Origin of the sequence: Sphingomonas sp. (genome assembly GCF_025362505.1) — a bacterium.
In the GTDB taxonomy this organism is placed as follows: domain Bacteria; phylum Pseudomonadota; class Alphaproteobacteria; order Sphingomonadales; family Sphingomonadaceae; genus Sphingomicrobium.
Map to the genome: position 1 here is coordinate 1 of NZ_JANYGG010000090.1, position 12,375 is coordinate 12,375.

Genomic DNA, 12,375 nt, shown 5'->3' on the forward strand with positions numbered 1-12,375 from the left:
CCCCGATTTCTCGGCGTAATTGTTGAGCGTGCGGGTCAGCGCGGCGCGGAACGCGGCCATGTGAGTGCCGCCATCGCGCTGGGGGATGTTGTTGGTGAAGGGGAGGACATTCTCGTAGTAACTGTCGTTCCACTCGAGCGCGACGTCGATGCCGATGCCATCGCGAACCGCAGAGATGGTGATCGGATCGGGGAACAAGGCGGTCTTGGCACGGTCAAGATATTTGACGAAGGCGCCGATCCCGCCCTCGTAATAGAGTTCGTGCTCGACTCGCTCCTCGTGGCGCGCGTCGGCGAGGATCAGGCGGACGCCCGAGTTGAGGAAGGCGAGCTCTCGGAAACGATGCTCGAGATTGTCGAAGTCGAACTCGATGATTTTGAACGTCTCGGGTGACGGCAGGAAGGTGACCTTGGTGCCCTTCTTGGGCGTTCCAGCAGGAGTGGCGGGCGCGGGGCCGACTACCTTCAATGGCGCAACCGCGTCACCGTAAGCGAAGCGCATGAAATGCTCCTGCCCATCGCGCCAGATGGTCAAGTCGAGGAATTCGCTCAATGCGTTGACGACCGACACGCCGACGCCGTGGAGTCCGCCCGATACCTTGTAGGCGTTGTCGTCCGACGTGTTCTCGAACTTACCGCCGGCGTGGAGCTGGGTCATGATGACCTCGGCGGCCGAAACACCTTCCTCGGTATGGATCCCGGTCGGGATGCCGCGGCCATTATCCTCGACCGTGACCGATCCGTCGGGGTTCAATTGGATCAGGATGCGGTCGCAATGGCCGGCAAGCGCCTCGTCGATCGCGTTGTCCGAGACCTCGAACACCATGTGGTGGAGGCCCGACCCGTCGTCGGTGTCACCGATGTACATGCCGGGCCGCTTGCGCACCGCGTCGAGGCCCCTGAGTACCTTGATCGAGTCCGCGCCATATTCATTCTGATTGGGATCTTCTGCCATGCGTCGGATATAGGGATCCCAGCGCGGAAGTCACGCGCGCGTCGCACGTGCGCGTGCGTGTGCGAGAGGCATGAAAAAGGGGGCCCGCCATGTAGCGAGCCCCCTGATTGTCCGTTTTTTCAGAGATTAGTAAGCCGAGCGCTGGCCGCCCGAGGGACGACCCCCGCCGCCATTGGCGCCGCCACTGCCGCCGCGACCGCGATTGCCGCCATTGCCGGCGGGGCGCTGACCTTGTGGCCGCTGGCCGTCGCGGGCCAGGCGGCCGCTCTGGCCATTGCCGTTGTTGGCACCACCGAACGGGGCGCGCTGGCCGTCACGCGGTGCTTGAGAACCCACCGGACGGGCGTGCGCCGTCACCGGGCGAGCGGCGTGGGCCGGGCGGCGCTGCTGGCCACCCGGAACGCGCTCCTCGCGCTGGGGCATGTCGCGGCGCGGGTCGTTGTTGGAGATGACATCGCGGCGCGGATCGGCGTCGCGCGCACGGCCGCGGTTGAGCTTCTGACCCGCGTTGCGGCCCATGTCGCGACGTTCGCGCTCGGGCTCTGGCGCCGGGCGGAGCGCCCGCATGCGGGAGGCTTCGGCGGCGAAATCGCTCGGCAGCGGCGTTGCGTCGATCTTCTGGCGGGTGAGCTTCTCGATCAGCTTCAGATAGGGCCGCTCGTCACCCGAACAGAAGGAGATGGCGATGCCGTCGGCGCCGTTGCGCGCGGTCCGGCCGATGCGGTGGACATATTGCTCGGGGACGTTGGGCAAGTCGTAGTTGATGACGTGGCTGACCCCGGTGACGTCGATCCCGCGCGCGGCAATGTCGGTCGCGATCAAGACCTTGACCCGACCCGACTTGAAGTCGGCGAGCGAGCGCTCGCGCTGCGGCTGGCTCTTGTTGCCGTGAATCGCCACCGCGGGAACGCCCGACGCATTAAGCAGGCGGACGATCTTGTCGCAGCCATGCTTGGTCCGACTGAACACCAGCGCGCGCTCGATCGGCTCGCGCTTGAGCGTCAGGGTAAGCAGGAAGCCCTTTTCCGACTGGTCGACGAAGGTCACGTTCTGAACGATGCGCTGGACGGTGGTCGCCGCGGGGGTCACCGCGACTTCGACCGGGTTCTTGATGAACTTGCCGGCAAGGTCGCGGATCGAGGCGGGCATGGTCGCCGAGAAGAACAGGGTCTGGCGCTCCGAGGGGAGGCGCTGGCAGATCCACTTCAGCGCGTGGATGAAGCCTAGGTCGAGCATCTGGTCGGCTTCGTCGAGCACAAGGATCTCGGTCGCCTCGAGGCTGATAGCGCGATTTTCGATAAGATCGACCAGTCGCCCGGGAGTGCAGACGAGGATGTCGGCGCCGCGCGCCATGTCCTGCTTGTTCTTGTAGATCGACGTGCCGCCGAACACGGTGACAACGTGGAGCCTCGACCCGCGCGCATAGAAAATGGCGTTCTCGGCGATCTGCGCCGCGAGCTCGCGCGTCGGCGCGATGACCAGCATGCGGCAACGGCCGGGAGCAGCCTTCTTGCCGGATGCAACCAGACGGTCGATCGACGGCAGCATGAACGCCGCAGTCTTGCCGGTGCCCGTTTGGGCGATGCCGAGGAGATCGCGGCCGCTCAGCACGGTCGGGATGGCCTGCGCCTGGATCGGTGTCGGGGTGGTGTAATTCTTCGACGCAAGCGCATCGAGGACGGGCTGCGAGAGCCCGAGGGATTGGAATGTCGTAATGGGTAATACCTTGAGTGGCCGCGCACACAGCGCCGAACTGGCACTGCGGGGCGACGGGGGTTTGGGGCGCCCCGCGTGATAGGAGAGCTTTAAGCGATTAATCGCTCGAGACACCGCCGGGGGCCACTTATCCTCGTTGCGAGGTGGGTCCGATCACGCTGCATGTGTCTCGTGATGCCGGTCGGGTAGGGGAGAGCGGCGCAAAAGTCCAGTTATTTGTGCGGCGCAGCAAGGTCGCGCATCAGGCGGGGCCGACTTGCCCATCCGCGACGTTGAAACGGGACGCCATGCCGATCGGCTTAAACAACGCCGGTTCAGTGCCCGTCATCCACACCTGACCGCGCCCGTCGAGGCGGTCGAACAGCGCCGCGCGACGCGCTGGATCGAGGTGCGCGGCAACCTCGTCGAGCAGCAGGATCGGCGCCATCCCGCGCCGCTCCGCGACCAGTTCGGCATGGGCGAGGACAAGGCCGAGCAGCAGTGCCTTCTGCTCGCCGGTTGATGCGCGGCCGGCGGGCTGGGCCTTGACGACATGAGTGACGGCGAGATCCTGGCGATGCGGCCCTTCTATGGTGCGGCCCGCAGCGGCATCACGGCCGCGATTGGCGCGGAGGCGGGCGGCGAGGTCGGTGGCGGCCCATCCGTAGAGTGAGAGGGCGGCGCGGGGAAAGTCGTTCGCGGGCGCTGCAGCGATCGCCTCATTCAGTGTCACGATGGTGCGCGTACGGGCCTCGGCCAGGGCCACGCCATGCTCCGCCATCCCTGCTTCCAGCGCGGCGAGCCACGCCGGGTCGGCATTGTCCGGCTCGGCCAGCAGCTTGTTTCGCGCCCGCATCGCCGCTTCATACCGCGCGGCATGGCTGGCGTGGGTCGGCTCGAGCGCCAGCACCAGCCGGTCGAGGAACCGCCGCCGGTCGCCCGCGCTGCCCGCAAACAGCCGGTCCATCGCCGGGGTCAGCCACAGCACCGAAACCCGTTCGCCAAGCGCATTGACCGACGTCGGAGCGCCATTGATTCGCACTTGTCGCCGCTCCGGCGCGGTGGCGAGCGTCCCGGTGGCAAGGTCGGCGTCACCGGCGAGGCGGGCGGCGACACCGAATCCGCCCGGCCCGCTGCTCCGCGCCATCTCGCCCAGCGCCGCACCGCGTAAGCCTCGACCGGGCGCCAGCAGGGATACCGCTTCGAGGACATTGGTCTTGCCCGCGCCATTGTCGCCGGTGAGCACGACAAAGCCCGGCCCCGGCTCAATGATCGCCTCTCCGTAGGAACGGAAATCGGTCAGGGTCAGGCGGGTCAGCGGCACCCCCCTGTCCTAGCGCCCGCCCCATTTCGGGCAAGCACGCCGAATCCGTGGCACTTTGCGAACAGGACTGGGTTATGGTGGGATTGATTGCGTCGCTCCCGCCCGAAAGACCCGTTCCCATGAACAATCCCTTCGCCTTGTGGTCCAGCATGCTCAATGCCGGCCGGATGATGAGCGAGACCGCCGAGGCGGCGCAGGCGGTCATCGCGAGCCGCTCCGAGACGATCGCTGCCGCGACACGCAACCCGCTCGACGCCGACACCCGCGAACTGAACCGCATGGTCAGCGAGAAAGGCACCGCCTTCGCCAGCGCCGGGGCGAGCTTGGCGAGCGATTGGAACGGAATGCAGAGCGACCTGTTCGCTCAGGCGCAGGCAATTGGCCGCCTCTGGATGAGCGGCCACCTCCCCACCCCGCGCGCTACCGGCGCGATTCTAGCGCGCGGCCAGCGCATCAACGAACGCGCGCTGAGCAGCGGGATAAAGGCGCTAAGACCAATCCACGCGACGGCGACGGCGAATCGGAAAAGGTTGGCGAAGGACTAAGCCTGTTGGAGACCTAGCTTTAGGCCAACTACCAAAGGCAAGGCTTTCCCTTACCCGCTCAATATTACACCCGCATCGGCATGATGACGTAGAGCGCGTCGCTCTTGTCGTTCTCCCGCAGCAGCGTCGGCGCGGCGGCGTCGGCGAGGTGGACTTCGACGCTGTCGCCTTCGATCTGGGCGAGGATGTCGAGCAAATAGCGGGCGTTGAAGCCGATCTCAAGGGCGTCGGCGGTATAGTCGGCAGCGAGTTCCTCGGTCGCAAGCCCATTCTCGGGGCTGGTGACCGACAGCGTCACACGGTCGCGGTCGAGCGCGATCTTGACCGCGCGGGTTTTCTCGCTTGCGATGGTCGAGACACGATCGACGCCGGCGGCGAAGCTCTTCGGGTCGAGTTTGAGCAGCTTGTCGTTGCCGGTCGGGATAACCCGGTTGTAGTCAGGGAAGGTGCCGTCGATCAGTTTCGAGGTCAGCACCGCATGGCCGAGGTTGAAGCGGATCTTGGTCGGCGAGAGCGACACTTCGAGCGTGCCCTCGACCTCGTCGAGCAGCTTGCGGATCTCGGCTACGCACTTCTTGGGGATGATCACGTCGGGCATGCCATCGGCGCCGTCCGGCTTGGCGACGGTGACCCGCGCCAGCCGGTGGCCGTCGGTCGCCGCGGCCTTCAGCCTGTCGTCGGCGACGTGGAGGAAAATACCCATCAGATAATAGCGAGTTTCTTCGCTCGAGATGGCGAAGCGGGTCTTGTCGATGATCTGGCGCAGCGTCGCGGCGGGCAGCTCGAACCGGGTCGGCAGTTCGCCCTCGGCGATCACTGGGAAATCGTCGCGTGGCAGCGTCGACAGGTTGAACCGCGCGCGGCCGGCGACGACCTGCATCTTGCCATCGGCGGCGGACAGTTCGACCTGGCTTCCCTCGGGCAGCTTGCGGACGATGTCGAAGAAGGTGTGCGCCGAAACAGTGGTCGCGCCCGCCTGCGTAACCTGCGCGGGGACATGCTCGTCGACCTGGAGGTCGAGGTCGGTCGCCATCAGGCGGATGCTGCCGCCCTCCTCGGCTTCGATCAGCACGTTGGACAGGATGGGGATGGTGTTGCGGCGCTCGACGACCGACTGGACGTGGCCGAGGCTCTTCAACAGGGTTGCCCGCTCGATCGTCGCCTTCATGTGTCGTCCTTGCCCCCGGCTGTTCGTTGGTCGGCGGCCACTATAGCGGCGGCGATGGCCGGTGCCAGTGGCCTCGCGCGCTTTTGTCTGAACAGCGCAGCCACCCGCTCGAAGTCCGACCGGCGGGGGTTACCGAAGCGCGGCGATCGCGGTGGCGGTGCGGCGGGCGTGGTCGTCGAGCGCCTCCAGCTCCATGCCGATGCCACTGCCACGCGAAGCCTCGATCGCCCTGGCCACGCGGCCGAGCGCGATCGCGCCGAGGTTGCTGGCGGCGCCGCTGAGGCTGTGCGCCTCGGCACGCGCGCCGTCGATGTCACCGCAATCGATCAGTTGGCGGATGCGGGCGGGGGAGCGGTCGAGTTCGGCAACAAGCAACTCGAGCAGGTCGCGAACGCGGACCGCGCCCAACACGTCGCACAACTCGTCGTAGCGCGCGCGGTCGAAGACAGTCCCCGGGGCGCCCTCATGCGCCGTGTTTCCTGCCGCCGCCCCGGCGACGTTGGTCGGCTGCACAATTGCCGCACCGATCGCGGTAAGGCGCTGGGCCAGCGCGGCGTGGTCGATCGGCTTCGTCAGGATGTCCGTCAGCCCAGCGCCGTCGTAGAACCGCCGACGCTCGGCCGAGGCGTCGGCGGTCAGCGCGATGATTGGCACGTCGGCACTGGCGGACCCCGAACCACGGATCGCGCGCGTTGCGGCGAGGCCGTCCATCACCGGCATCTGCATGTCCATCAGGATGCAATCGAACCGCCGCGCAGCGGCGATCTCCACCGCCAGGCGGCCATTCTCGACGCAGGTCGCGCGATGCCCGAGGCGCCGCAGGATCGCACTGATGAGCATCTGGTTGACCGGGTTATCCTCGGCGACGAGCACGTCGAGTGGTGTGGCGCTGGCTTCCTGTTCGGGCGGGTTGATCCACCCGCTTTCTCCCCCCGCATCGGGCATTGCCAGTTCGAGCCAGAAGGTCGAGCCGCGACTGACGCGCGATCGAACCCCGACTTCGCCCCCCATCGCCTCGATCAGCCTGCGGCTGATCGCGAGGCCCAGCCCGGTCCCGCCGAACCGGCGCGAGGTTGCCGCATCGGCCTGCACGAAGGGTTCAAAGAGGGTGCTGAACTTGTCTTTGGCGATCCCGATACCGGTGTCGCCTACCTCGATTCGCCAGCGCTGCAACTGGTCGCCAGCGGGGCGCGAAGTGAGGGCGACCGTGATGTGTCCGGCCGGCGTGAACTTGATGGCGTTGCTGAGCAGGTTGCTGACAATCTGTTGGAGCCGCACGGGATCTCCGAGAACCCTGCGATTGTCCACAACACCCTTCTCGAACGACAGCACCAATCCTTTATGGGAGGCTGCGCCATTGAACAGGTCGAGGGTCGACTGAAGCAATTCCTCGATGTCGAAGTCGCGATGCTCGAGGACGATCTTGCCAGCATCGATGCGCGAGAAGTCGAGGATGTCGTCGAGCACCGTCATGAGCAGGTCAGCCGACTGTTTGAGGGTCGTCAAGTAGCGGTCTCGCTCGGATGGGGCCGGGTCGGCGCGAAGCAATTCGATCATGCCGATTACGCCGGTCATCGGAGTGCGGATCTCGTGGCTCATGGTCGCGAGAAAGTCGCTTTTGGCATGCGCCGCGGCCCGTGCCTCGTCGCGCGCGCAGATGAGTTCCGCCTGGATGAACTCTTCGCCACTGATGTCACGGATCACCCCGAACAGGCCGGTACATGCGCCGCGCAAATCACGCTCGGCCTGCGCGATCAGACTGATGTGCCTGATTTCGCCGGCCAGCATGAGCCGTGCGCCGCAAGCACCCGTGCCATTATCGCGCCGCGCGGTTACCAGCATTCGCATCACCCGCCGCCTGTCTTTTTCATGAACAAGCGACAGGATGGTGGCCGGTTCGAGCGGAGCCGAGCGAGCAATATCGAGAATCAGCTGCATCTCGGGCGAACAATCAAGGCGCGCGGTGGCGACGTCGAACCACCAGTGCCCTACGTGCGCCATGCTTTCGGCAAGGGTCAGCAGGCGGTTGGTCTCGGTCAGCTTCGCCGCTGCGTCGGCGGCGGGCAGCTCGATCTGTCGACGGGCATCGACGTCGCGCACCGTCACGATGAGTTCGCGCGGTTCGCCGGTTACAGTATCGATCGTATGACGGGCACTGGCCTCGACCCAAAGGTAGCCGCCAGTCCGACGGCGGTGGCGAAACTGCGCGGTGGTTTCGACCGGCCCGCTTTGCATGACGGAGAATAACGTCACAAGCGCATCGAGATCGTCGGGGTTGACGAAGTCGGCGAAGAGGCGGCCAACGAGGTCGTCGGGACCATAGCCGAACAATCGCCGCGCCGCGCTCGAGACAAAGCGAGTGCGGCCATCGAGATCGAGCCGCATGACGACGTCGCGCGAATTCTCGGCCAGCATGCGATACCGTTCCTCGCTGGCCACGATGTGCAGCGTGCGCGCGCGTTCCCATAGCGCCTGCGCGACGGGCCGATCGTCGGGTTCGATGAAACTCTGCCAGGCCCCATCGGTCAAATTTGTCGGCGTACTGCCGGCAAGCTCGGCCCAACGGGTATTGCTGGTGCTGACCTCGCCCCCCACTCCTAAGTGAAGCAGCCCTGCCGGCGATGCCTCGGCGATCCGACGGGCAAGCCGCTCGCTGTTGCGCCACGCGGCGCCCATCCGATCGCGTTCGCCGATCACCGCCTTCACCGGCAAGACAAGCATAACCATCGTGGCCATAAAGGCCTGGAGAATGTAGATGCGCTCGGTCAGGCCTTGATGGGCATGGGCGATCGGGCCACTGCCGGCTGCGGTGAAGCTAAACGCAATAACCGTGACCGCGGCGACGACCAGCATGGCCCAGAACAAGCGCAACCGGAACGCGGTGACGAGTATCGTTGGGGCGATCAGGAACAGGATTGGGTCGTCTGGCTGGTTGAAGACCAGCGCGGCGAACGCCGGGACCGTCAACACGATTGCCGCGCGTTCCAACCCGCCCACCACCGGCATTCGGCGGTCGGTCGGGCTTACCGCGAGTAGTGTCGGAACCACAATCACCAGCCCGAGCAAATCTGAACCGTACCAGCTGGCGAACGTCGCGAGCGGCGCCGACCCACTCGACCAGACAAGCCATGCCGTGGCGGCGCCAGCCGAAAGCATCGGCGCGGTCGTTGCGGCGACCAGGAAACGACCGAGCGCGGCGCCTGAGAAATGATCGCGCGGGAGGAACCCTTGGCCCATCGCCAGGATCACGGTGACGATCTCGATCGTATTGCAGGCGCTGAGCCAGAGCGCGGTCCCGGCCTGGTCGCCGACGAATACGTTGGCCGCGACGTTGCCGATTAGCCCGGCCAGGATCAACAACGGCCGGTCGGCGGGCGCGTGCCGCAGCAGTACTGCTACCGCTAGCCCATTGGCGAGCCACACCGAGGCAATGCGCCCCGTGCTGCGGGTCAGGCTGATCCCGCCCCACGCCAGCAGGAAGATGGCGATGGCGAACAGCAGCGCGGCAAGTGCGGACCGCCACGATGGCCGTGCAAGGCGCGCGCCAGAGGACACGCCCCGCCTTATCTTTTCCCCGATCATGGCTGTCTCCCATCCAGCCGAGCAATTCCTCCTATTGCAGGGTTGGGATCACCGCAGGGGGGAGACTGTTTCGTTTCGGAGCCTGGTGTCGCTGACGCGTCGTATGATCCACCGAGTTTCCGGGCGCGGCAACAGCCTGCCGCGGACGGGAAGATCGATTCAGCCAACGAACGGACGAGGTCCGAAACCGATCAAGCTGCTGTTCGGGTGCAATCGGACCGGCGGGTACGCAGTCCGCTATTACAGCGCTCGCGCAAGCCGGGCGAAGGCGTCGATGTCGCTTTCGTCGTGATAGAGGCCAAGACCGATTCGCAGCACGTCGCCGCGCACGTCGGTGATGCAGCCTTCGTGCAACAGCTGCGCGCACCAGTCGGCGGCGCTAGGCGAGCGGAAGGCGAGGAAGCGCGCATGGGGGCCGCGACCGAGCGGGTTGAGCAGCCGCGCTTGCCCGAGCGGGGTCTTGCCGAGCACGTCGAGCAGGCGCCGCTGGAGCGCCGAGACATGGGCCGTGATGGTCGCGGTGGTTAGTCCCTCGGTCTGAAGCATCTGCTGGACCGCGAGGAAGCGGTAGAGCCCCGAGGCGTCGAATGTCGCGCCCGTGAAGCGCATCGCGTCAGGCGCGTAACCGACCTGCCCGGGCGGGAGGCCGAGTTCGTCGAACTCAGCGTACCAGCCGGTGATCGGGGGTCGTGGACCGAAACCGGGCGGGCAATGCATGAAAGCAACCCCCTCGCCGGCCATCACGTATTTATAGCCGCCGCCGAGGAAGAAGGCGGTTTCGCCCAGCTGCGCAGGGAAGGGCGATTCCAGCGCCATGAAGCTGTGGTAGCCGTCGATCACGACCCATGGTCCGTCGGTACGGCCGAGCGCGGCGATCGGCGCGACGTCAACGAACAGCCCGCTGCCGAACATCAGCTGCGAGACGAATATCAGGTCGTGCGCGTCGGCCTGAGCGACGATCCGCTCACTAAGATCGGGCCCCACGGCTATGCGGGTAACGATCATTTCGCCTGCCTCTTCCCACCGCGCAAATTGTCGACGGGCGCTGTGGAATTCGCCATCGGTGGTGAGGATGCGCAGCTGGTCGCCGGCCCCGCGCGGGCAGGCGGCGGCGAGGCGGATGAGCAGGTCGTGGGTGTTGGTGGCGAAGACGATCGCATCGGGGCGAGCGGTGCCGAGCTCGGCCGCGACCCGCGCCTGCGCCTCGGGCCAGACCTCGCCCATGATCCGGTCCCATTTGGTATCGGCGAAGCGCGCGGCGTCGTTCCAGCATTGAAGCTGGCCGTCAAAACTCGCGTCGGGCCATAAATGATGGCTATGTGCGGCCAGGTGAAGCCGGTCGGGCGCGGCCTGGAGTGAGCGTGTGAAGAGGCGCTTGAAGCTCACAGTTCGGTGCGCAGCGCCCACAGCGCGGGGAAGGCGCGCTTCGACAAGGTCGAGGCGAGGTAAGCAGCGCCCTCCGATCCACCCGTGCCCCGCTTGCCGCCGATGATTCGGGTAACGGTGAGCAGATGCTTGTGCCGCCAGGCGGCGAGCGCGTCGTCGATATCGACCAGTTTCTCGGCGAGCTGGTAGAGGTCGAACCATTTCTCGCTGTCGCGATAGACGGCGAGCCATGACGCGGCGATCGCGTTGTCATCGCCGACCTCGAACCCGGCGCGGGCTAGCGCGGCATTGGCCTCGTCCCACAGGCTCGGTTCGGCCAGCGCGGCTTCGAGCTTGGCCCGGCCGGCGGTGCCGCCCTCCTGATAGGCGAGAAGGCTTTCGTCCTTGAGGCCGAGGCGAAACTCGAGCTCGCGGAACTGCGCCGACTGGAAGCCCGATGAGGTCCCCAGTACATGGCGGAAGGCCGAATAATCGACCGGGGTCAGCGTTGCGAGCACGTCCCATGACAAGGTCATCACCGACTGGATGCGACTGACCCGCGACAGTGCCTTATAGGCTTCGGCGAAGCGGTCGGCGCGGACGAGGTCGATCGCCAGCGCCACTTCGTGAAGCATTTGCTTGAGCCACAATTCCTTCGTCTGGTGAATGACGATGAACAGCATCTCGTCGTGCAGCTTTGACCGCGGATGCTGCGCGGCGAGGAGCTGGTCGAGGCTCAGATAGTCGGCATAGGTCATGCCGGCGGGGGTCGCGGTCATGACGGAAGACCTAGAGCCTGATCGTTCGAGATGGAAGAGCGAAGCACTTCAATCGAAGGCATGAATCAGGCTCTGATCCTAGACTTGGGCCAACCAGCTCGAAGCGCGAGCGGGTTTACTGGCCCTGGCCCCCGCCCGGCTGGGCAGCGCCCATCCCGCCCGATCCGATCATGCCGATATTGCCGAAGATCTCGTCGAAGAAACTGCGCTTGCGGCCGAGCGTCGGGGTCGACTTGCGCAGCGGGCTGATCGAGGCGATCTTTTCCTTGCCGGTGGAGTCGACAGCGGCAACGTTGCCCGCCGCATCGAATCGGACGTGTAGCACGTCCTGCTTGCTCACGCGCGGATTGCGGAAGGCGATCGCCGACGTGTCGCGCGACAGGTAATACCAGTCGCTGTCGGCGAATTGCCCGCCGAAGGTCGGCCGGCCGAGCGTCTTCTGGACCGAGTCCTTGTTGTCGACGCCGGGCTGGATCGCCGCGGCCAGGGTCTTGTCCATGACATAGCCGCGATGGTCGCGGATGCCGGCGCAGCCCGACAGGAGGAGCGCGGCCATGATGGCGATGAGGGGCAGGCGGCGGGTCATGAAATCTCCTTCGGACCGCTTGTTTCGCGGTCCTTCGCGCTCAATATGCGGGAGGGCGCCCGTGAAGCAAGGCGCAAAGGATTCTTCGCCATGCCATCCCTCTTCGCCAGGCTGCGGCCCGCGCCCCCTCCTTCGAGCGTCGCATATGACGCTGCGGTGAACGTCGCGCGCCAGCCGCACTGGTATCGCGCGGGCGCGGTGCCCGACACGATGGACGGTCGCTTTGCGGTGCTCGCGACGGTCTGCGCGCTGGTTGCGCTGCGGCTCGAGGCGGACGGAGAGGGGGGCAATGCGCCGGGCGTCGCGCTGACCGAGGCATTCATCGCCGATATGGACGCACAGATGCGCCAGGAAGGATTCGACGCGACGCTCGGCAA

At 66.0% G+C, this 12,375-nt stretch carries 10 protein-coding genes; 2 read left to right on the forward strand and 8 right to left on the reverse strand.

What is annotated here, in order from left to right; genetic code table 11:
• The 3 genes from Q0R27_RS09005 to recF form a co-directional block, all read right to left on the reverse strand.
• The coding region (locus tag Q0R27_RS09005; RefSeq protein WP_293943525.1) for an ATP-binding protein at positions 1 to 954 on the reverse strand (954 nt) is incomplete at its 3' end.
• Between the two features lie 126 nt (positions 955 to 1,080).
• Complete coding sequence (locus Q0R27_RS09010) at positions 1,081 to 2,700, reverse strand: DEAD/DEAH box helicase (protein ID WP_366080124.1); 1,620 nt, start codon at positions 2,698 to 2,700, stop codon at positions 1,081 to 1,083.
• A 211-nt stretch (positions 2,701 to 2,911) separates the two neighbouring features.
• A complete protein-coding gene (gene recF / locus Q0R27_RS09015; RefSeq protein WP_293943527.1) occupies positions 2,912 to 3,973 on the reverse strand; it encodes a DNA replication/repair protein RecF in 1,062 nt (353 codons plus the stop codon).
• A 119-nt stretch (positions 3,974 to 4,092) separates the two neighbouring features.
• On the opposite strand from recF, the gene Q0R27_RS09020 reads away from it, so the two are divergent.
• Positions 4,093 to 4,518: a hypothetical protein gene (locus Q0R27_RS09020; RefSeq protein WP_293943529.1), complete on the forward strand. Its 426-nt coding sequence runs from the start codon at positions 4,093 to 4,095 to the stop codon at positions 4,516 to 4,518.
• Between the two features lie 64 nt (positions 4,519 to 4,582).
• Here Q0R27_RS09020 and dnaN read toward each other — a convergent pair whose 3' ends face one another.
• The 5 genes from dnaN to bamE all read right to left on the reverse strand — a co-directional run bounded on the left by dnaN (position 4,583) and on the right by bamE (position 11,998).
• Positions 4,583 to 5,686 carry a DNA polymerase III subunit beta gene (gene dnaN, locus Q0R27_RS09025; protein WP_293943531.1) on the reverse strand — a complete coding sequence of 368 codons (1,104 nt, stop codon included), beginning with the start codon at positions 5,684 to 5,686 and terminating at the stop codon, positions 4,583 to 4,585.
• Between the two features lie 129 nt (positions 5,687 to 5,815).
• Positions 5,816 to 9,268, reverse strand: a complete 3,453-nt coding sequence (locus Q0R27_RS09030; RefSeq protein WP_293943533.1) for an ATP-binding protein — start codon at positions 9,266 to 9,268, stop codon at positions 5,816 to 5,818.
• A 240-nt stretch (positions 9,269 to 9,508) separates the two neighbouring features.
• Positions 9,509 to 10,654 carry a class V aminotransferase gene (locus Q0R27_RS09035; protein WP_293943535.1) on the reverse strand — a complete coding sequence of 382 codons (1,146 nt, stop codon included), beginning with the start codon at positions 10,652 to 10,654 and terminating at the stop codon, positions 9,509 to 9,511.
• Entirely contained in the window at positions 10,651 to 11,412 is a 762-nt protein-coding gene (locus Q0R27_RS09040) for a tryptophan 2,3-dioxygenase (protein WP_293943536.1), read from the reverse strand. Before Q0R27_RS09040 ends, Q0R27_RS09035 begins: the two co-directional genes overlap by 4 nt.
• Positions 11,413 to 11,527: 115 nt before the next feature.
• A complete protein-coding gene (gene bamE / locus Q0R27_RS09045; RefSeq protein ID WP_293943537.1) occupies positions 11,528 to 11,998 on the reverse strand; it encodes an outer membrane protein assembly factor BamE in 471 nt (156 codons plus the stop codon).
• A 90-nt stretch (positions 11,999 to 12,088) separates the two neighbouring features.
• On the opposite strand from bamE, the gene Q0R27_RS09050 reads away from it, so the two are divergent.
• The coding region (locus Q0R27_RS09050) for a ubiquinol-cytochrome C chaperone family protein (RefSeq protein WP_293943538.1) at positions 12,089 to 12,375 on the forward strand (287 nt) is incomplete at its 3' end.